This window comes from Kibdelosporangium persicum (assembly GCF_013280595.1).
In the GTDB taxonomy this organism is placed as follows: domain Bacteria; phylum Actinomycetota; class Actinomycetes; order Mycobacteriales; family Pseudonocardiaceae; genus Kibdelosporangium; species Kibdelosporangium persicum.
Map to the genome: position 1 here is coordinate 75,791 of NZ_JAAATY010000031.1, position 20,337 is coordinate 96,127.

The 20,337-nt window shown below is 68.5% G+C and carries 21 protein-coding genes; 8 read left to right on the top strand and 13 right to left on the bottom strand.

The window, feature by feature from the left end; all coding sequences use genetic code 11:
• The first annotated feature begins 34 nt into the window (after positions 1-34).
• Positions 35-1,276 carry an Nramp family divalent metal transporter gene (locus tag GC106_RS37655; protein ID WP_173140471.1) on the top strand — a complete coding sequence of 414 codons (1,242 nt, stop codon included), beginning with the start codon at positions 35-37 and terminating at the stop codon, positions 1,274-1,276.
• On the opposite strand, the gene GC106_RS49545 is transcribed toward GC106_RS37655, so the two are convergent.
• The 3 genes from GC106_RS49545 to GC106_RS37670 form a co-directional block, all read right to left on the bottom strand.
• Positions 1,263-2,228 (bottom strand): Gfo/Idh/MocA family protein, encoded by a 966-nt coding sequence (locus GC106_RS49545; protein WP_312873200.1) that lies wholly within the window; start codon positions 2,226-2,228, stop codon positions 1,263-1,265. The two genes, GC106_RS37655 and GC106_RS49545, sit on opposite strands and share 14 nt — an antisense overlap.
• A gap of 374 nt (positions 2,229-2,602) precedes the next feature.
• Positions 2,603-4,243 (bottom strand): AMP-binding protein, encoded by a 1,641-nt coding sequence (locus GC106_RS37665; protein ID WP_173140473.1) that lies wholly within the window; start codon positions 4,241-4,243, stop codon positions 2,603-2,605.
• A gap of 19 nt (positions 4,244-4,262) precedes the next feature.
• Positions 4,263-4,496, bottom strand: coding sequence for a hypothetical protein (locus GC106_RS37670; protein WP_173140475.1), 234 nt, complete (start codon positions 4,494-4,496; stop codon positions 4,263-4,265).
• 114 nt (positions 4,497-4,610) lie between these two features.
• On the opposite strand from GC106_RS37670, the gene GC106_RS37675 reads away from it, so the two are divergent.
• Positions 4,611-5,390, top strand: coding sequence for an HAD-IIA family hydrolase (locus tag GC106_RS37675; RefSeq protein ID WP_173140477.1), 780 nt, complete (start codon positions 4,611-4,613; stop codon positions 5,388-5,390).
• Positions 5,390-6,220: a metallophosphoesterase gene (locus GC106_RS37680; protein ID WP_173140479.1), complete on the top strand. Its 831-nt coding sequence runs from the start codon at positions 5,390-5,392 to the stop codon at positions 6,218-6,220. Before GC106_RS37675 ends, GC106_RS37680 begins: the two co-directional genes overlap by 1 nt.
• 3 nt (positions 6,221-6,223) lie before the next feature.
• Here GC106_RS37680 and GC106_RS37685 read toward each other — a convergent pair whose 3' ends face one another.
• The 5 genes from GC106_RS37685 to GC106_RS37705 form a co-directional block, all read right to left on the bottom strand.
• A complete protein-coding gene (locus GC106_RS37685; protein WP_173140481.1) occupies positions 6,224-7,360 on the bottom strand; it encodes a DUF1444 family protein in 1,137 nt (378 codons plus the stop codon).
• A 98-nt stretch (positions 7,361-7,458) separates the two neighbouring features.
• Positions 7,459-7,851 (bottom strand): TOBE domain-containing protein, encoded by a 393-nt coding sequence (locus GC106_RS37690; RefSeq protein ID WP_173140483.1) that lies wholly within the window; start codon positions 7,849-7,851, stop codon positions 7,459-7,461.
• The gene (locus GC106_RS37695; RefSeq protein ID WP_173140485.1) at positions 7,851-8,342 is read right to left on the bottom strand and encodes a MarR family winged helix-turn-helix transcriptional regulator; all 492 of its coding nucleotides are present in this window, start codon (positions 8,340-8,342) and stop codon (positions 7,851-7,853) included. The genes GC106_RS37690 and GC106_RS37695 overlap by 1 nt, the downstream gene beginning before the upstream one ends.
• Before the next feature lie 123 nt (positions 8,343-8,465).
• The gene (locus GC106_RS37700) at positions 8,466-9,062 is read right to left on the bottom strand and encodes a TetR/AcrR family transcriptional regulator (RefSeq protein ID WP_173140487.1); all 597 of its coding nucleotides are present in this window, start codon (positions 9,060-9,062) and stop codon (positions 8,466-8,468) included.
• 5 nt (positions 9,063-9,067) lie between these two features.
• Positions 9,068-9,904 carry an alpha/beta fold hydrolase gene (locus GC106_RS37705; RefSeq protein ID WP_246367744.1) on the bottom strand — a complete coding sequence of 279 codons (837 nt, stop codon included), beginning with the start codon at positions 9,902-9,904 and terminating at the stop codon, positions 9,068-9,070.
• A gap of 58 nt (positions 9,905-9,962) precedes the next feature.
• Between GC106_RS37705 and GC106_RS37710 the strand changes: the two genes are divergently transcribed.
• A complete protein-coding gene (locus tag GC106_RS37710) occupies positions 9,963-10,226 on the top strand; it encodes a MoaD/ThiS family protein (RefSeq protein WP_376777806.1) in 264 nt (87 codons plus the stop codon).
• A 382-nt stretch (positions 10,227-10,608) separates the two neighbouring features.
• Entirely contained in the window at positions 10,609-11,250 is a 642-nt protein-coding gene (locus tag GC106_RS37715; RefSeq protein ID WP_173140493.1) for a LysM peptidoglycan-binding domain-containing protein, read from the top strand.
• A 56-nt stretch (positions 11,251-11,306) separates the two neighbouring features.
• Here the strand turns inward: GC106_RS37715 and GC106_RS37720 are convergent, their stop codons facing one another.
• The 4 genes from GC106_RS37720 to GC106_RS37735 are packed head-to-tail and all read right to left on the bottom strand — an operon-like array spanning position 11,307 to position 14,606.
• A complete protein-coding gene (locus GC106_RS37720) occupies positions 11,307-12,035 on the bottom strand; it encodes a hypothetical protein (RefSeq protein ID WP_173140495.1) in 729 nt (242 codons plus the stop codon).
• 57 nt (positions 12,036-12,092) lie between these two features.
• Positions 12,093-13,013, bottom strand: coding sequence for a molybdenum cofactor biosynthesis protein MoaE (locus GC106_RS37725; RefSeq protein ID WP_173140497.1), 921 nt, complete (start codon positions 13,011-13,013; stop codon positions 12,093-12,095).
• Complete coding sequence (locus GC106_RS37730) at positions 13,010-14,395, bottom strand: NAD-dependent malic enzyme (RefSeq protein ID WP_173140499.1); 1,386 nt, start codon at positions 14,393-14,395, stop codon at positions 13,010-13,012. Before GC106_RS37730 ends, GC106_RS37725 begins: the two co-directional genes overlap by 4 nt.
• Positions 14,396-14,420: 25 nt before the next feature.
• Positions 14,421-14,606 carry a hypothetical protein gene (locus GC106_RS37735; RefSeq protein WP_173140501.1) on the bottom strand — a complete coding sequence of 62 codons (186 nt, stop codon included), beginning with the start codon at positions 14,604-14,606 and terminating at the stop codon, positions 14,421-14,423.
• 103 nt (positions 14,607-14,709) lie between these two features.
• Between GC106_RS37735 and GC106_RS37740 the strand changes: the two genes are divergently transcribed.
• Positions 14,710-16,977, top strand: coding sequence for a helicase-associated domain-containing protein (locus GC106_RS37740; RefSeq protein WP_173140503.1), 2,268 nt, complete (start codon positions 14,710-14,712; stop codon positions 16,975-16,977).
• Positions 16,978-17,009: 32 nt separating this feature from the next.
• On the opposite strand, the gene GC106_RS37745 is transcribed toward GC106_RS37740, so the two are convergent.
• Positions 17,010-17,900: a patatin-like phospholipase family protein gene (locus tag GC106_RS37745; RefSeq protein ID WP_217281447.1), complete on the bottom strand. Its 891-nt coding sequence runs from the start codon at positions 17,898-17,900 to the stop codon at positions 17,010-17,012.
• A 43-nt stretch (positions 17,901-17,943) separates the two neighbouring features.
• Between GC106_RS37745 and GC106_RS37750 the strand changes: the two genes are divergently transcribed.
• Together GC106_RS37750 and GC106_RS37755 are read left to right on the top strand one after the other, a co-directional pair.
• Positions 17,944-18,702, top strand: a complete 759-nt coding sequence (locus GC106_RS37750) for a patatin-like phospholipase family protein (protein ID WP_173140507.1) — start codon at positions 17,944-17,946, stop codon at positions 18,700-18,702.
• 74 nt (positions 18,703-18,776) lie between these two features.
• A complete protein-coding gene (locus GC106_RS37755) occupies positions 18,777-20,150 on the top strand; it encodes an amidohydrolase family protein (protein WP_312873201.1) in 1,374 nt (457 codons plus the stop codon).
• Positions 20,151-20,337 lie beyond the last annotated feature (187 nt).

Consider the following 20,337-nt stretch of genomic DNA (forward strand, 5'->3'; position numbering starts at 1 on the left):
CTCTCGGCACGGCCGGTTCGTCGTGGGAGGTCCGTTGTCGCTCGCCAGTGCCCTCAAGCCCCGGATCACCCGGTTCCGAGCCGGTGCGGCCCTGCTGGGACCGGCGTTCGTCGCCGCGATCGCCTACGTGGACCCCGGCAACGTGGCCACCAACACGGCCGCGGGGGCGCAGTTCGGCTACCTGCTGGTGTGGGTGGTCGTCGTCGCGAACGTGATGGCCGGGCTCGTGCAGTACCTCTCCGCGAAACTCGGGCTGGTCACCGGACTGTCGTTGCCCGAGGCAGTCCGGGACCGGCTGTCCACACCGGCCCGGCTCGGCTACTGGACGCAGGCCGAGGTGGTGGCGATGGCGACCGACCTGGCCGAGGTGCTGGGCGGCGCGATCGCGTTGAACCTGCTGTTCGACCTGCCCCTGCTGGCCGGCGGCCTGATCACCGGCGTGGTGTCGACCTGCTTGCTGCTGGTGCAGGACCGGGCCGGGCAGCGGCCCTTCGAACGGGTCATCACCGGACTTCTGCTGATCATCGCGATCGGCTTCGCCGCCGGGTTGTTCGTCTCGCCGCCGTCCGGTTCCGGTGTGGCCGGTGGCCTGGTGCCGCAGTTCGCCGGCCCGGAGAGCGTCCTGCTGGCGGCGGGGATGCTGGGGGCGACGGTGATGCCGCACGCGGTCTACCTGCACTCGGCTCTCGCGCGTGACCGGCACGGGGTGCAGACCGGGCCTTCGTTGGGCCGTCTGCTCAACGCGACCCGCTACGACGTCGGTGCGGCGATGGTGTTCGCGGGTGCCGTGAACTTGGCCATGTTGCTGCTGGCCGCGAGCGCGTTAGCCGGGATCGACGGCGTGGACACGCTTTCCGGCGTGCACGCGGCGATCGGTGATCACCTCGGCGGCGGCATCGCGTTGCTGTTCGCGCTCGGGTTGCTGGCTTCCGGTCTGGCGTCGACGTCGGTCGGGTGTTACGCCGGGGCCGTGGTGATGGGCGGCCTGTTGCGGCGGCGGATTCCGTTGCTGGCCCGGCGTTTGCTCACGCTCGTGCCCGCCGTGGTGTTGCTGGCGTTCAACGTGGACCCGTCGTGGGCACTGGTGATCTCCCAGGTGGTGCTGTCGTTCGGCATCCCGTTCGCGCTGATCCCCTTGGTACGCCTGACTTCCTCGCGCGGCCTGATGGGCGCGAACGTCAACCACCGGGTCACCACCGCGCTGGCCTGGGTGATCGCCGCGCTGGTGATCACGCTGAACCTGGCGTTGATCTGGCTGACCGTCACCGGTAGCTGACGCCGAGCTGGTCAAGGGCTTCGTCGAGGGTACGCATGACCGCGAGGGTCTCGTCCAGCGGCATGTCCGGGCTCTCGGTCTGCCCCGCCTGGACGCGCTTGACGACCTCGGCGATCTGGTAGTGGTACCCGTGCCCCTGGATCTCCAGGGAATGCTTCTCGTCGGGCCGGTCTGGCCGGACCACGGTGAATTCGGTGGGACGGTAGAACAACGGCGGGATCTCGATCCGGCCCGCCGTGCCGACAACCGTCGCGGCCTTCGAGTAGTAACCGACCAGCGACGACGACAACTGCGCGAAAGACCCGTTCTGGTAACGCAGGAGGAGCGCGGCCTCGGCGTCCACGCCGTCGATCAGGGTTCCGTGCGCGGCAATGCTTTCCGGTGCACCGAGAAGCATGTGCGTGAACGAGACCGGGTAGACGCCCAAGTCCAGCAGGGATCCGCCACCCGCGGCCGGATCCCACAGCCAGTGCGCCGGATCGTGCGCGGACGGACCGCCGAAGTCCGCGTGCACACTGCGGATCGAGCCGACGGCACCTTCGGCGACGAGCTCACGGACGCGCTTGACCAACGGGTTGAAGCGGGTCCACATCGCCTCCATCAGGAAGACCTTCTGTTTGCGAGCCAGCTCGACGAGCCGCTCGGCGTCCTTGAGCGTCACCGTGATCGGCTTCTCACACAGCACGGCTTTGCCTGCCAGCAAAGCGTTCCTGGCCACGATGTAGTGACTGCTGTGCGGGGTGGCGACGTAGACGACCTCCACGTCCGGGTCGGCCAGCATGTCGTGGTAGTCGCCGTAGAACCGGGGTATCCCGTGTTTGCGGGCGAATTCCTCCGCTTTCGGCGTACTGCGCGAGGAAACCGCGACGACTTCGGCGTCCGGCACCAGGGCCATGTCCGAGGTCACGATATCCGCGATCTTGCCGGTGGCCACCACTCCCCATTTGGTCACACAGTCAGGCTAGCCGGTAACCCGCACCGGCACCCCGTGTCGACCTTTCCGGCACCCCGTGTCGACCTTTCCGGCACCCCGTGTCGACCTTTCCGGCACCCCGTGTCGACCTTTCCGGCACCCTGAAATTCCCATGCGGTACGGCGAGAGCCAGGCGGGTTCCGAGTGTCATCGGCCCCGGGGTGCGGCGCGGTTTCACACGGGGAAGGGCGGCCGTGAACTCGTCCGTGCTTCAGAGGCCCGACGGCTGAACCGGGTGTTCAAGCACTGCGTCCATGGAGGGCCTCCCCGGCCTGCCGCTCCGAGGCCGCCCGCGGGATTCCCGTGTCAAACCGCGCCGAGTCAGGGTATGCGGCCCTTGATGCGACCCCGCCCTACAGGCCGAGGATCTTCCTGGCTTCCTCGCGCATCTCGACCTTGCGGATCTTCCCGGTGACCGTCATCGGGAACTCGTCGACCACGTGCACGTACCGCGGCACCTTGTAATGCGCGAGTTTGCCCGCGCAGAACTCCTTCAGTGTCCCGGCCGTCAACGGTTGCGCGCCTTCACGCATCCGGACCCACGCCATCAGCTCCTCGCCGTAGCGTTCGTCCGGTACGCCGATCACCTGTGCGTCAAGAATGTCCGGGTGCGTGTAGAGGAATTCCTCGATCTCCCGGGGATAGATGTTCTCGCCGCCACGGATCACCATGTCCTTGATCCGGCCGGTGATGCTCAGGTAGCCCTCGTCGTCCATCACCGCGAGGTCACCGGTGTGCATCCAGCGGGCGGCGTCGATGGCCTCCGCGGTCTTCTCCGGTTCCTCCCAGTAGCCCAGCATCACCGAGTAGCCGCGGGTGCAGAACTCGCCCGGTGTGCCGCGGGGCACGGTCAATCCGGTCTCCGGGTCGACCACCTTGACCTCCAGGTGCGGGTGCACTCTGCCCACAGTGGACACCCGGCGGTCCAGCGAGTCCTCGGCGGTGGTCTGTGTCGAGACCGGGGACGTCTCGGTCATGCCGTAGCAGATCGTCACCTCGTTCATCCCCATGCGCTCGATGACCTGCTTCATCACCTCGACCGGGCACGGTGACCCGGCCATGATCCCGGTCCGCAGGCTCGACAGGTCGTACGAGTCGAAGTCCGGCTCCGCCAGCATCGCGATGAACATGGTCGGCACGCCGTACAAGGACGTGCACTTCTCCTCGGCCGCCGCGGCGAGTGTCTCGGCGGGCTGGAACGACGGCGCCGGGATGACCATGCACGCGCCGTGCGACGTGCAGGCCAGGTTTCCCATCACCATCCCGAAGCAGTGGTAGAAGGGCACCGGGATGCACACCCGGTCCTCCTCGGTGTAGCGGCAGCCCTCACCGACGAAGTACCCGTTGTTCAGGATGTTGTGGTGCGACAGGGTCGCGCCCTTGGGAAAGCCCGTGGTCCCGGACGTGTACTGGATGTTGATCGGATCGTCCGGGGAGAGCTGGATCTCCGCCAGCCTCGCGGGATCACCGGCCCGCCCGGTCTCGACCAGCCGCGTCCACTCCGGACTGTCCAGCAGCACCACGTCCTGGAGGGCGGCGCAGTTCGGCCGGGCCTCGGCGATCATCGCGGCGTAGTCCGACGTCTTGAACGAGGACGCCGAGACCAGCGTGCGGATGCCGGACTGGTTGAGCACGTAGGAGAGCTCGTGCACCCGGTAGGCCGGGTTGATGTTGACCAGGATCGCGCCGATCTTCGCGGTCGCGTACTGGACGAACGTCCACTCCGCACAGTTGGGCGACCAGATGCCGACCCGGTCGCCCTTGCGCACGCCCGAGGCCAACAGGCCGAGGGCGACCGCCGTGATCTCGTCGGACAGTTCCCGATAGGTCCACCGGCGGCCTGACGCGCGTTCGACGAGCGCCTCCCGGTCAGGGAACCGGGCAACCGTCCGGTCGAAGTCGTCTCCGATGGTGTCCCCGAGCAACGGCACGGTCGACGTACCCGAGGCGTAGCTAGGACGAGTCACGGCGAGCCTCCCGACTGTGTGGTCCATCTCACCTTAGGGGTGTTCGCTACCGGCCTGGCAGGGTCGACGCGCTCACCGCGGGTTCCAGGCCGGCGGACTGCCCGGTCGGCTTGATCAGCACGGGCGGCGCGGAGCTCGGCGCGGGCACCACGATCCCGCTGCGCTTCTCGTCGTTGACGAGGAAGGCCACCACAATTCCGATGACCAGGGTGAGCACAGCGGCAACGCCGACGACGGTCCAGTTGACCGGCCAGCGACTCGGCTTGTGCCTGCGACCCAACTCGACTCCTCGCCGTTACTCCAGTCGCCATTCCTATCGTCCGCCGGATGGGCGGTCAAGCCCATCAGGACGGCCGCAAGGGCCTGGCGCGCGCGACACTGCGATCATGTCCCCATGACCTGGAACTACCTGATGGACATGGACGGTGTGCTTGTCCACGAGGACCACCTCGTCCCCGGCGTGGACGAGTTCCTCGCTGAACTGCGTGCCAACGACATCCGGTTCCATGTGCTGACCAACAACTCTATTTTTACGCCACGCGACCTGCGGGCGCGGCTGCTTCGGACAGGTCTTGACGTTCCCGAGACCTCGATCTGGACGTCCGCGCTGGCCACCGCGCGGTTCCTGGACTCGCAACGGCCCGGCGGCTCGGCCTTCGTGATCGGCGAGGCCGGCCTGACCACGGCGTTGCACGAGATCGGTTACGTGCTGACCGACCGCGACCCGGACTACGTGGTCCTCGGCGAGACCAGGACGTACAGCTTCACCGCGATCACCAAGGCGATCCGCCTGGTCGAGGAAGGCGCGAAGTTCATCGCGACCAACCCGGACGCGACCGGCCCGTCCCGGGAGGGCTCGCTGCCCGCGACCGGTGCGGTGGCCGCGCTGATCGAGCGGGCCACCGGGTTCAGCCCGTACTTCGTCGGCAAGCCGAACCCGCTGATGATGCGCTCGGCGTTGCGTTCGCTCGGCGCGCATTCGGAGAACACGCTGATGATCGGCGACCGGATGGACACCGACGTACGCTCGGGCCTGGAGGCCGGACTGGCCACCATCCTGGTGCTGACGGGGATCTCGAACGAGCACACGGCCGAGCAGTACCCGTACCGCCCGACCAGGGTGATCAATTCAATCGCGGACCTGATTGGGCATACCTTGAATCCGTTCGACTGATGAAGCTCGTATCGTCTCCATCCGTGCGGGATGAGCGACGGACCTACGTGATCGGGGACGTGCACGGGCACCGCGCCGAGCTGGCAGCCGCGTTGCGGGCGAAAGGCCTGGTCGACGAGGAGACGAACTGGTCCGGCGGGGAAACCCGCCTGTGGTTCCTCGGTGACTTCGTCGACCGCGGGCCGGACGGCATCGGCGTGATCGACCTCGTCATGCGGCTGTGCGAGCAGGCACCCGAGTCCGGCGGGATGGTCGACAGCCTGCTCGGCAACCACGAGATCCTGATGCTGGGCATGCACCGCTTCGGCGACACGGACGTGCCCTCGGACTTCGGGCCGCGCAGTTTCGCCCGCAGCTGGGAGATCAACGGCGGCCAACCGGCCGACCAGGAGGGCCTGACGCCCGGACACCTGGAGTGGCTGACGTCCCGGCCGGTGCTGGCGCTGGTGGCGGACCACCTGCTGATGCACTCCGACACCATCGAGTACCTGCAGTGGGGCGAGACGGTCGACCAGATCAACGAAGCCGTCCGCGAGCTGCTGGCCTCGGACGACCTGGGCGAATGGTGGGAGTGCTGGCGCCGGATGACGACGCGGTACTCCTTCCGCGGCCCGCAGGGAACCGAGGTCGCCGAGCAGTTCCTGGACATCCTCGGCGGCAGGCAGATCGTGCACGGCCACAGCGTCATCGCCGACCAGCTGGGCATCCTGCCCGCCCAGGTCGAAGCGCCTTACGAGTACGCGGGCGGCAAGGTCCTCGGCATCGACGGCGGCCTGTTCGTGGGCGGACCGTGCCTGATCGTCGAACTGCCGCACACGCCTGAGGACTGAGCGCTACACGTCGGAAGACTGCGACCGCAGCTTCCCCAGCACCTCTTCGTCCGGCCACCGCAGGGTCCGGCGCCGTGGCGGTGTGGTCAGCGCTTCCTCCCACTCGGTGGTGAGCACTTCGGCCACCGTCGACCACGGCACGCGGAACGCCCCGCCGTCCGCCGGGAAAAGAATGTCATCGGCATACGGCAGCAGAGCGTCGTGCCCGCGCGGCCAGGTGGTCACGCTCCGAGCCAGCCCGTCCGATCCCGTGCCCACTTCGTACTCGGCGATCTGGAGGTCTTCCCCAGCCTGCCGGAACAGCCGCTCCATCCGGTTGCGCTGCTCGCGGTACTCGTAGGTCTCCAGGGTCCGCTCCGCCAACCGCACGGCCGCATACGCGGGATGGCCCACGGACGGCCGCCAAGCGACGATGTCGCCGTCCTCGTCCGCTTTGTACGGAACCGGGGAAAGCCAGCGCGGGTGGTCGGCGAAGATTTTCAGCGCCTCGTCGAGCATCCACCGGACGGCCGCGTCGTCCCGCTCGTCGGCGATCAGCATCATGTCGCGGGACGGCACCACCGCCACCGGCTGGATGCCGACCTCCTCGCCGAGTCCGGCCAGCCAGCCCGGGACCACCAGCCGGGACGACTCGTAGGTGTCCTCACTGGCCACGGCCAGTACGCCGTTGTCCAGCCGGGCCAGATGGGTGCCTTCGACCATCAGGTTCTGCGCACCTCGCCGGTACGCCTCGTCGAAGGTGACTCCCCACTCCTCCAGGCTGTCCGAGTTGACCAGGCTCATCCGGTGCTCGTGGTCGATCACGATCATCTCGACCAGGTGCCGCAACGCCGGCCTGCTCGCCACGGTGATCCCGCCGACCTGCCCGGCCTGGGCGTACGAGGCGGTCCGCAGCACCGGCCGCAGGCGCGGCGCGGCCGCCTCCCAGCTCTCCGGCTCGTCCGGCTGGGCGAACATCGCCGCGACGAACTGGTGCACCGCTTCCTTGCGCTCGGCCGGCGAAAGGTGTTCGACCTCGGCGAACAGGTTGCCCAGGAAGATCGAGTGCGCGCCGGTCTCCCCCACCCGCCGCACGTCGATGCCGAACCCGTCGGTCCTGGTGATCTTCGCGATCCCGGGCAGCCGGTTGATGGTGGCCACGAAATCGTCCGTGAACTGTTCCTCGGGTGTCCGCCCCCGACCGAACCCCCGTCTGATGCGCCCCAGGAAACCCATACGAAGAAGGTATCCGACGTGGACTATGGGGTTTCCACCATCACGGTCGTCGCCTTCACCACAGCCACCGCGAGCGAGCCCGGTTCAAGACCAAGTTCCCGCACGGCCTCGGCGGACATCAGGGAGACGATCCGATGCGGCCCGCACTGCATTTCCACCTGCGCCATCACCTTGTCGATCACGATCGACGTGACCAGCCCGACGAACCGGTTCCGGGCGGATCGCCCGATCCCGGAGGGGTCGGGCACTTCGTTGGCGTGTGACCGGGCGAACTCGGCCAGTTCGGCGCCGTCGACGACCTTGCGGCCGGAGGCGTCCAGGCCCGAGGAGAGCTCGCCGGCGTCGACCCAGCGCCGGACGGTGTCGTCGCTGACGCCGAGCAGTTTGGCGGCCTCGGCGAACCGGAACCGGGGCATCAGCGTTTGTCCAGTTCGGCGAACGCGTCCCGGCGGAACCGGTCGATCATCTCGCGCTGGAACCGTTCGATGACCGCCCGCTCCTGCGGCGTGAACCGGGACAGCACGTCTTGCATGCCCTCGACGAGCCCGGTGAACAGGTGGTCGTACTTGCTCTCGTCGACCTTGGTGACCTCGACGAGGACTTTGCGGCGGTCGTGCGGGTCACGCACCCGCCGGACGAAGCCGTGTTTCTCCAGCCGGTCGATCACGCCGGTGACCGCGCCCGTCGACAGGCCGGACAACTTGGCGATCTGACCGGCGGTCAGCGGCTCGTCCACGCGCATCGCGATGTCCAGGCACTTGTAGTCGGTCGCGGACACGCCCATGCTGTCGGCGATCCGGGAGTGGAACAGCACGGTCAGGCCGCTCATCTCGCGGCCCATGTCGCCGAACCGCGCCAGCTCGTCCGGGGGCACCGGATACGTGCCGCGCTCGGTCGAGGTCGACATGGCACACCACTCCTCCGAGCCTCCAGTATCTTACGAACTAAGAGGCTTAGCTACTGACAAGCTTTGCTCTAAAGACATCATAGCTGGCGGAAACGCCCATGAGCAGGACAACGGGCCGTCGGCTCAACCAGGCGCGTTGAGCAGGCCGGACAGCATGATGCCGAGGGACAACTCCACCTGGTGACGCGCATGATCGGCGTCGTCGGCGTGCGCGATCACCATGACGGCCTCGACCAGCAGGCTGAAGACGAACCGGGCCAGCACCTCCGAGGGCTCATGCGCCAGCACGCCCGCCGCGGCCGCCCGCCGCAGCAGGTCGTCGATCAGCCTCAGGCCGTGCTCCGACTCGATCTCACGCCAGGCGTCCCAGCCGAGCACGGTCGGCGCGTCCTGCAAGGCGATCCGCAGCACTTCCGGCCGCTGACAGGCGTCGAGGAACGCCCGCAGGCTGATCGCCAGCCGGGCCGGCACGTCCGGGGCCGCGTCCATGGCGGCCTCGATCTCGGCGCTCAGTTCGGCCTCGATCTGCTCGAACACCGCACGGAACAGGCCTTGTTTGTCCTTGAAATGGTGGTGCAACGCGCCACGGGTCAGCCCGGCGGCCGCGACGATCTCGTCGGCCGCGACGTTCGGGTATCCCCGCTCGGCGAACAGCGGCCGGGCGGCCTTGATCAACGCTGCCCGCGTCGCCCTCGATCGGTCCTGCTGGGTTCGCGGCATGCCGCCTAGTTTGCCGTGACGAACCGCACGATCGCGTCAGCGAGTACGGCCGGCTGGTCCTCGGGCACGAACGTGAGACTGTCCGGGATCTCGACGACGGTCGCGTCGGGCAGGACGTCCGCCAGCCGGTACGCGAGCGTGACCGGGAACACCTTGTCCTCCCTGGCCCACGCGAGCAGCACCGGCTTGGTGAAGTCGCCGAGTTTCGCCGCGGCGGCCAAGGTGTGTCGTTTATGGATGGTCCGGAGGAACCTCGTCACGTCTTTCCTGATCGCCTTGCTCCGGCGGCTCGGCGCGAGGTACGAGTCGGCGATCTCATCGGGAAAAGGGCGTTTTGCCAGGTATCCGAAGGCGATCGGCAGTCGTTGGACCCAGCGCGGACGGGCCGCGTTGGCGAGCAACCAGACGAAGCCCGGCACCTTCGCGAGCTTCGGCAACGGCGCGAACAGCGGCGGGAGGAAGTACTCGAAACAGTCCGAAGGGGTCAGCACGACCCGGCCGATCCGCTCCGGATTCCTTGTCAGCAGAAGCTGAACGAGCGCGCCGCCGGTGTCGTTCGCCACAAGCGTGACGTCGCTCAGGTCCATTGTGTCCAGGAACTCGGCGATCATGCCGGCGAGGCCCGGCGGCGTCAGGTCGGCGTCCGGCACCGGTGTCACATGCCCGCCGAGTGGCCAGTCCGGTGCTATACAACGGTTTCCGGCCTCCGCCACGGCCGGCATGACGTGCCGCCAGAGGTCGCCGTTGACCAGCAGGCCGTGCACGAACACCACCGGCGACCCCTGACCCAGCTCCCGGTAGTCGATGGTCGCCCGGCTCAACCGGACGGTCTTCCGCTCCATGCCGCCCATAAAAACATACATACGGTATGTATGTCTATCCGGGACTAGAATCGCCTGGGTGAGTGACAAAGTCACAGTCCAGGTCCGGTATTTCGCGGGCGCGCGCGCCGCCGCCGGGATCGAGGAGGAGCTGATAGCCCTCCCAGCAGGCGCGACGCTGGCCGACGCGGCCCGGACCATCGCCGAGCAGCACGGCGAGAAGCTCAGTGGCGTGCTGACCGCGTGCAGCTTCCTGATCGACGGGATCGCGGTCCGGTCACGCGCCACCCGGCTGTCGGACGGAGTTCAGCTGGACGTCCTGCCGCCGTTTGCGGGGGGCTGAACGGACGTCCACGAACGGCCCAACCGGGCTGCGACACGCATGACACAGGTCTCACTTAGAGTGAAAAATCTCGGGCAGGATACGAACCGATAACGGCACTCCTACCTGCGGATATACCTTTGATCGCGCAGAGTTGCGCGGCGTTACTGTGAGCTAGGTCACGCCCTCATAAATTTCCGATCTCGGTTCCGGTTACGTACGGTCGCTTTCGGGTTGGACCCGACCAACCCGGCAAGACCTGAGAGCCCGCAGCGCCGAACCCCGTCCGGTGGGCTCGCAGGACCCAAGCCCCGAGTGAGAGACAACTTCCGGACGGGGGCAGGTAGGGCGAACCCCGAGTGACCCCTGCCAGCACGCAGCAGGCGCTGGAGGTGAGAGCGAAATGACTAACCCCGGCAAGCACCGCAGGCCGACCTTCGCCACCCGCACCATCGCTCGCGTCGCCATCGCAGGCCTCGCGGTCGGCGCGCCACTGGCGATCGCAGCGGCACCGGCGCAGGCTGAAGGCAGCGTCAACTGGGATGCCATCGCGCAGTGTGAGAGCGGCGGCAACTGGTCGATCAACACCGGCAACGGTTACTCCGGTGGCCTCCAGTTCCACCCGAAGACGTGGGCTGCCAACGGCGGCAAGGGCAGTGCGCACAACGCTTCCCGTGAGGAGCAGATCCGCGTCGCGGAGAATGTCCTGAAGTCCCAGGGCATCGGCGCCTGGCCCGTGTGCGGCAAGAAGGCCGGCGCCGCCGGCGGCGCCGCCGCCAAGAAGCCCGCCACCACCAAGAAGGCCACCAAGCCGGTGCAGAAGAAGGCCACCCCGAAGGCCGCACCGAAGGTCGCGCCGAAGCCTGCCACCGCGCCCGTCCAGACCGGCGCCGGTGACTACACCGTCGTCGTCGGCGACACGCTTTCGGGCATCGCCCAGAAGCAGAACGTCCAGGGCGGCTGGAAGACCCTGGCGGACAAGAACAAGAGCACCGTCAGCAACCCGAACCTGATCTTCCCGGGTCAGAAGCTGGTCACCAAGTGACCTCGGGGTGCTGAACCCGAAGCCCGGAATCCGGTGACACGACCGGATTCCGGGCTTCAGCTCTGTCTCGTGGCCCCGCTCACGGGCGTCCGCCACGCCCAGTAGGACAAGAAGGCGCAGATCAGCGCGATCATGGCTTGGAAGAACAGCAGCACCCAGATCAGGCTGATCGACTGCGGAGCCTCGGCGAGGCTGCCGTCGTGGACCCCGTCGGAGGCGTCAGGGTCGTAGCGGATCCTGACGGTGTCGCCGACCTTGTGAGTGGTTCCCCACTCGAGGACCAGCGCGAGGTTCTCGTCAGGTTCGTGCTTGTCGAACCAGACGCCGAGATAGGTGCTCGAGCCCCGTTCCATCCGCGAGACGACCTCGCCCTCGGTCTCGGCCCACGTGCTCTCCTCATAGCCGGACCAGGCCTGGAAGCCGAAGATGACCAGCATCATCAGCAGCCCGCCGGTCGCACCCACCCGGACAGCCCAGACGACCACCGGCGGCCAGGGTCGCCTGCCGACCGGTTCCCCGCGGCGGCGTGGTGCCTCGCCGTCCGGCGGCATCCGGAACCAGGCCCAATACCCGATGCCCAGCCCGGCCAGGAGGAGCACGCCCACGATCAGGCCGTTCCCTGCCCCGGCCTTGCCCCCGGCGAGCTGGACGACCCACAACGCACCCCGGATCAGCGCGAACGCGATGAAAACGATCGAGAACGCGCGCACGGACCTGCGGGACGGCCCTCGCCGCCCCAGCGCAGGCTCTTGATTCTCGTCCAGGAAATCCGGCTTGTCCGACACCAGCCTGCCCCCTTGGTCCGGCTGAACATGACTGAATCGCCAAGAGGGCCCGCGGTGTTACGGGCAGTTGACCCACTCGTCGGTGCCGTCGGTGAAGGTCTGGTGCTTCCAGATCGGCAGCTGCCGCTTCACCTCGTCGACCAGGTCCGAGCAGGCCGCGAACGCCTCCGCCCGATGTTCCGCGGAGACCGCGCACGCCAGGGCCACGTCGCCGATCTGCAGGTCACCGATCCGGTGGCTGACCGCGATCCCGCGCAACCCGGGCCGGGAAGCGGCGATCTCCCCCGCGACCCGTTCGATGACCTCGGCAGCGCTGGGGTGGCCGCTGTACGACAACTCGCGAACGCTCTTGTCGCGGTCGTGGTCACGGACCACACCGGCGAACGACACCACAGCGCCCGCGGCCCGTTCGGCGACGATCGAGGCGTGCTCCTCGACCGAGAGGGTCTCCTCGGTCACGACCGCGCGGATCACCTTCGCGGGCACGATCTGGCCGGTCTGACGGACGTGGTCACCGCCACGTAACTGGTCCACAGCGTGGTCGAGCACGCCCTCCAGCACGCCAAGGCCGTCACGGACACCGCCCGTGGACCCCGGCAGGTTGATGACCAGGGTCGTTCCGGCCACGCCCGCGAGGCCACGGGACAGGGCCGCGGTCGGGACCTCGGGCTGGCCGGCGGCACGGACCGCGTCAGCCAGGCCCGGGATCTCGTAGTCCAGGACCGACGACGTGGCCTCGGGCGTCCTGTCGGTCGGCGTGATGCCGGTGCCGCCGGTCGTGATGACGACGTGCACCCCGGCGGCGACGGCCTCGCGCAGCGCCGCGGCGACAGGACCGCCGTCCGGGACGACCACCGGCGCGGGCACGTCATAGCCACGAACCCGCAGCCAGTCGACGATGATCGGACCGGTGCGGTCCTCGTAGACGCCTGCCGCCGCCCGGTTCGAGGCCGTGATGACCCGCGCCGTGTTGGTCATGATTCGTTCGCCGCCTTACGGACTGCCTCGGCGACCGCGGGCGCGACCGCCGCGTCGAACACGCTGGGCACGATGAACGAGGCGTTGATCCGGTCGCCGTCCGACACGTCCGCGATGGCGTCGGCCGCGGCCAGCAGCATCGAGTCCGTGATCGTGTGGGCGTGCGCGTCCAGCAGGCCACGGAAGACCCCGGGGAACGCCAGCACGTTGTTGATCTGGTTCGGGTAGTCGCTGCGGCCGGTGGCCACGACGGCCGCGTACTGCTGGGCCTCCAGCGGGTCGATCTCCGGGTCCGGGTTGGCCAGCGCGAACACCACCGGGTCCTTGGCCATCGTCTTGACCTGCTCGGCACCGAACAGGTTCGGCGCCGAGACACCGATGAACACGTCCGCCCCCACCAGGGCGTCGTGCAGGCTGCCCGAGACACCGTCCTTGTTGGTCCGCGCCGCGATCTGCTCGAGGTTCGAGTCCAGGTCGCCGCGGCCGGCGTGGACGATGCCGTTGATGTCGACCGCGATGATGTCGCCGGGCTTGCGGTGCAGCAGCAGCCGGATGATCGCCGACCCGGCCGCGCCCACGCCGCAGACCACGATCTTGCACTGGTCCAGCGGCTTGCCGACCACCTTCAGCGCGTTGCGCAGCGCCGCGACCACGACGATCGCCGTGCCGTGCTGGTCGTCGTGGAACACCGGGATGTCGAGCTTCTCGCGCAGCCGCGCCTCGATCTCGAAGCAACGCGGCGCCGCGATGTCCTCGAGGTTGATGCCCGCGTACGCCGGGGCGATCAGCTCGACCGTGCGGATGATCTCGTCGGTGTCCTGCGTGTCCAGCACGACCGGCCACGCGTCCACGTCCGCGAACTTCTTGAACAGCACCGCCTTGCCCTCCATCACCGGAAGGGCGGCGGACGGGCCGATGTTGCCGAGGCCCAGCACGGCGGAGCCGTCGGTGACCACGGCGACGGTGTTGCGCTTGATGGTCAGGCGGCGCGCGTCCTCGGGGTTCGCCGCGATCGCCTGGCAGACCCGGGCGACACCCGGGGTGTAGGCGCGGGAGAGGTCGTCACGGTTACGGAGCGCTACCTTCGAGTGCACCTCGAGCTTGCCGCCGAGGTGGATCAGGAACGTCCGGTCGGAGACCTTGCGAACCGCGACGCCGGGCAGTTCACCCAGCGCGTCGGTGATCTCGTTGGCGTGGTCGGCGGACGTGGCGTTGCACGTGATGTCCACGACCACGCGGTCGGCATGCGACTCGACGACGTCGAACGCCGTGATGACGCCGCCTACCCGGCCGACGGCCGAGGTGAGGTCGCCCGCGGCACTCGCCGACGGCGGGGCCTCGACCCGGATGGTGATCGAATAACCAGGACCGGGCACTGGCATGACTTGCTCCCCGCGACTGAACGATTTATTTGTTGATCTCCGTGACCGGGTGCTGGTAGCCCAGTTCCTCCACCGGAACCGGGAAGGTCACGTCACCGAACGGCGACAGCGCACCTTGCATGTCGGCCGCGAGTTCACTGACCGGGTGTGCGGCGTTCGCCGGCTTCTCGGGCCAGGTTGGGTCGATCCGTTCCGGGTTGACCTTGGCCACCGAACTCCTCCTCGAAGTGCTCGCCCGCTGTTCGATGCGGAAATCCGCCCGTACGGTACCCGACCTCGCACGCGCCGGAGCACGCGCGTATACCGTGGTCAGGGTGTCAGTCTCCACGTTAACCGAGTGGCTGCGCGAGCGGGACGACGCCGCATTGGCCCGGCTGCTCGGTGCACGCCCGGACCTGGCCACGCCGATACCTGCGGACACGTCCGTTCTCGCGACCCGGGCGGGCAGCCGGGCGTCCGTCGCGCGCGCGGCCGAATCGCTGGACACGTTCACCCTGACGGTGCTCGACGCCCTCCTGCTGTGTGACGCCGACACCCGCCCGGTCACCCTGGCCGAGGTGGCCGCGATGCTCGGCACGAAGGTGCCGCGCAAACGTGTTCGTGAGGCCTTGGACACGTTGGCCGAACTGGCACTGGTGTGGGGCCCGGACGACGCGCTGAGCGTGGTGCCGTCGGCGCGGGAGGCGGCCGGGATGTTCCCCGGCGGGCTCGGACGGCGCTCGGCCGAACTGGACGGCCGGGACCTGACGGCGGTCATCGCGGAACTGTCCGAACCGGAGCGCAAGGTGCTGGCCACGCTCGCCGAAGGCCAGCCGACCGGCCGCAGCCGGGACGCGAACGTGATCGTGCCGCTGGAGCAGGCCGAGACCCCGGTGCAGAAGCTGCTGGCACGCGGGCTGCTGCTGCGGTTGGACGCGGAGACCGTGGAGCTGCCCAGGCAGGTCGGGCTGGCGCTGCGCGGCGCGCATCCGATGGGGCAGGTCAAGGTCAACCCGCCGCCGGTGCAGACGACCGCGCACAAGCTTTCCACTGTGGACGCCACCGCCGCCGGTGAGGCGATGGAGCTGATCCGGCACACCGAGAAGCTGATCGCGTTGTGGTCCGGGGAACCGCCCGCGGTGTTGCGGGCGGGCGGGCTCGGTGTCCGGGACATCCGCAGGCTCGCCCGCGAGCTCCAGGCCGACGAGGTGCGGTGCACGCTGATCGCCGAGCTGGCGCTGGGGGCGGGGCTGGTGATCGCGACCGACACGTCCACACCGCAGTGGGCGCCGACCACCCAGGCGGACGTCTGGCTGGCCGCGACCCCGCCGCACCGGTGGGCCACGTTGGCCTCGGTCTGGCTGGATCTGCCGAGGCTGCCGGGCCTGGCGGGCAGCAAGGACCTGCGGGACAAGGTGATCGCTCCGCTGTCGGAGGAACTGCGCCGGCCGCTGGCACCGGCGTCGCGCCGCCGCGTGCTGGACGCGCTCGGCGAGTTCGAGCCGGGCACCGGCGTCGACTCCCCGGACGACCTCGCCGGACTGCTCGCCTGGCGGGCGCCGCGCCGGGGCGGGCGGTTGCGTGACGACCTGGTGTTCTGGACGATTCGCGAGGCCCAGGCGTTGGGCCTGGTCGCTTTCGGCGCCCTCACGTCCGCCGCGCGGGCGCTGATCGAGGACGGTCCCGCGGTCGCCGCCAAGAACATGGCCGACGCGATGCCGCAGCCGGTCGACCACGTCCTGGTCCAGGCGGACCTGACGGTCGTGGCGCCCGGACCGTTGGAGCAGACGCTCGGGCACGAGATCAACCTGGTCGCGGACGTCGAATCCGCCGGTGGCGCAACGGTTTACCGGATCAGCGAGGCGTCGATCCGGCGTGCGCTGGACGCCGGTCGCACGTCGACGGATCTGCACGAGCTGTTCCGGACGCGGTCCAGGACGCCGGTGCCGCAGTCGTTGACGTACATGATCGACGACGTGGCGCGGCGGCACGGCCAGTTGCGTGGCGGCGCGGCGATGTCGTTCCTGCGTTGTGACGACGAGGCTTTGCTCGCCGAAGTCGCGGCAAGCCCGGCGGGCGCACGGCTGGAACTGCGCAAGATCGCGCCGGGCGTGCTGGTCAGCCCGGTTCCCCTGGCGGACGTGCTGGAAGAGTTGCGTGGCGCGGGTTTCGCGCCCTCGGCCGAGGATTCCGACGGCCGGTTGATGGATCTGCGGCCGAGCGGGGTGCGTGTCCCGCTCCGGCAACGCCCGAAACCCGCGGGAGTGCCCAGAACCGCCAGCCCGGAACAGCTCGCCGATCTCGTCAGCGCGATGCGCGCCGGGGACAAGGCAGCGGGCACGCGCCGCGGCCGGACCGTCGCGCTGGCAGGCGGTGGCGGCGCGGACACGTCCGCAACCCTTGCGCTGCTCCAGGAAGCGGTCACGCAAGGGCGGAACGTGCACATCGGATACGTCGACGCGAACGGAACCGCGAGCCAGCGCGTGATCGAGCCGATCCGGGTCGGCGCGGGCGTGGTGGAAGGACTGGACTCGACCCGCTCGGAAACGCACAGGTTCGCCCTGCACCGCATCACCGCAGTCTCCCTGGTAGAAGACTCGTGAGTGTTTATCCGTGTTCTAACCCTGATAAACACTCACGAGGCTAGAGCTGCGTGGACTGCTTGGCGGCCGAGCATCACGGCTTTGCGCAGCAGCTTGGGGTCACGCTCCAAAGCGGACACTGTCGGGGCGTCGGTGGGCGGGCGGATCGACATGACCGTGGGGAGTTCGGTCAGGAGCTGTTCGTCGGCCATGTCCCGGGCGTACTGCTGGACCCACACGCTTCGCAGGCCGGGCAACGCTCGCGGCACGATCATGTTGTGCGTGCGGCGTGGTTTGACGGGACGTTCGGTGGCGCGGCGAGTGCGGAGCATCAGCACATGAGTCGCACCGTTGGCGAGAGCTGTCCGGAATGGCAGGGGTTCGGCGACACCGCCGTCGACAAAACGCCTGCCTGCCAGGAAGACCGGTTTGCCGGAGAGGACGGGCAGGCACGCGGTGGCGCGTAACGCGGTTTTCAGGTCCTCGACTTTGCGGATGTACGGGCGCAGGTCCACCGGGTCGCCGGTCTCCGCGTCGGTGGCCATCGGGTGGTAGCTGACGGGGTTGGCCAGGATCGCCGGGAAGTCCATCGGCGTGAGTTCCTGGTAGACCGTGTCCACCAAGTACTTCGTGTCGACGACGGGTCTGCCGCGCAGGAATCTCCACGGGTTGATGACCTGGCGCATGATCTCCGGGTCCCACCAGCCGCGCATTCCCGACAAAGCCCGCCCCGACAACAGCCACGCGCCGTTCAACGCACCGGCCGACGAGCCGTACACGGCGTCGAAACACCTGGTCAGCCCCAGTTCCTCCAGCGCCATGACCATTCCGCTGGAATACGTCCCCCGGCTGCTGCCGCCCTCGATCGCCAGCGCGATGCGGTAGCCGTCGGCCCGGAAACCGGGACGGCTGCCGTCCGCGTGACGACGCGATATCAGACGCATGACCGGGTGCACAGATCAAGTTTGGCATGGCCAGAATGGGTGAATGCGCGCACTTGTACTCGGCGGCGGCGGAGTGGCCGGAATCGCCTGGGAGGTCGGAATCCTGTACGGGCTCGGCGACGCGGTCCTCGATGTCGACGTCATCGTGGGAACGTCCGCCGGTTCTGCCGTCGCGGCGACCGTGACCCAGATCTCGCTCGCCGAGGCGTACGAGCGGCAGATCACACCGGCGCCACCGTCGGCCAACGGCCCGCGCCCGGCGCCGCAACTGGGCAAGCTGATGGAACTGTTCGGCGAGACCTACAGCCTGCCCGAGCAGGAAGCGGTGCGGAAGATGGCGGACTTCTCGCTGGCCGCGGAGACCATGCCGGAAGAGACGTTCCAGCGCGTGATCGGCTCCGGTCTGCCGTCCGGTCAGTGGCCGGACCGGAACATCTCGGTGGTCGCGTACGACACCGGCTCGGGCGAACGCACGGTGTTCACCCGTGAGTCCGGTGTGGACCTGGTGCCCGCGGTGGCCGCGAGTTGCTCGGTGCCAGGGGTGTTCCCGCCGATCACGATCAACGGCAGGCGCTACATGGACGGCGGCATCCGGATGTCGAACAACGCGGACCTGGTGGCACACTGCGACGAAATCCTGATCATCGCGCCACTCACGGAACTGTCACCGCCGCCGAACGCGAAGGTGATCTCCCCGGACCAGGACGCGATCGCCGCGATGGGCGCGAACGTGCTCGACCCGGCGAGCCGGATTCCCAGCGCCGAAGCGGGCTTGCGACAGGGCCGCGCGATGACCGTTTGACACGCCCTGGCGCACGTTTCACCCGTGCGTGAACTCGCGAGCAGGGCCGGGCCCGCGTGGCTACCGTCTCCATCGTGGCCAAGAGACTCTTCGTACTGACGTTGGCGTTGGTCATCGGCACGGTGTTCCTGGTCGGTTTCGGCCGGGACGATGTCGATGAAGCCGCGGGCGGCGGCAGGACCGTCATCCGCAACGCGTCCATGGTGCTGACCATGGATCCGAAGCTGGGCACGCTGGAGAACGCGGACGTGCTCATCGAGGGCGACACGATCACCGCGGTCGGTCCGGGACTACAGGCGGACAACGCCAGAGTGGTCGACGGCCGGGGCAAGATCGTCATGCCCGGGTTCGTCGACCTGCACACGCACCTGTGGCAGTCACTGATCCGCGGGTGCGCGACCGACCAGGAACTCAACGGCTGGCTCGGCGGTTGTGTCCTCCCGCTGTACGGCTCGCCCGTGAACGGCGCGGACGCCTACGCGGGCGCCCGGTTGTCGACGCTGGACTCCCTTTCGACCGGCGTGACGACTGTGACGGACTGGTCGCACACGTTCAACGCGGACTTCGCTCGCGGCAACCTGCAGGCGCTCGTGGACTCGAAGCAGCGCTTCGTGTTCTCGTACACCGGCGGGAAGGACCCGGCGATCGACCCGGAGATCCGCCGGGTGAAGAAGGACATCATCGACCCCAACCCGTTGGCGCGCCTGATGATCGGCACGCATCCGACGACCGGGAACTACGAGAACACGCTGGCGTCGGAACAGCTGGCGAAAGAACTCGGGGTGCCGCTGAACGTCCACCTGCACGAGTCCAAGGCGGACCCGGCGACCGGCCAGATGGACGCCCTGCGCCGCGCCGGCGCGCTGCGCCCGGGCCTGCTCACCAACCACACCATCCAAATGACCGACGCGGAACTGGACGAACTGGCCTCACATGACGTCCGGGTCGCCCACAACCCGCTTTCCAACATGCGCCTGGCCTCCGGCGTGGCCCGCGTGCCGGACATGAAGGCCCGCAACATGAAGATCGGCCTGGGCCTGGACGGCGGCACCAACGACACCTCGGACATGTTCAACAACATGCGGGTGGCTGTCGGTCTGCAGCGTGCCCAGTCGACTGATCCGGCGCGTTACCCCACGCCGGCCGACGTGCTGCGGATGGCGACGCTGGGCGGCGCCGAGGTCTTGGGCCTGGAGAAGGAGATCGGTTCGCTGACGCCGGGCAAGAAGGCGGACCTGCAGGTGATCGAGACGCAGGCGTTGAACTTCGCGCCCAAGGTGGACTGGGCGGCTCAGGTGGTGTTCAACGCGCAGCCCGCAAACGTCCAGTGGGTGTTCGTGAACGGTGTGCCGCTGAAGAAGGACGGCAAGGTCGTCGGCGACACGGCCCGGGCGATCGCGGACGCACAGGCCGCGGCAGACCGCGTGAAGAAGTACCTGGGCCGCTGAGCCCGAAGGTGACGCCTCCGGAAACGCCGCTCAGGGGGCGTTACCTTCACCATCCAGGCAGAAACGCATGGCGCGACAGGGCTTCCAGAACACGCCCCACCCCCAGAACATGCCTTTCGCCACCCAGACATGCCCCCGCCCTGTCCCGGGGGGCGACCCCGAACCCAGTCTACCGGGGGTAAGGGCT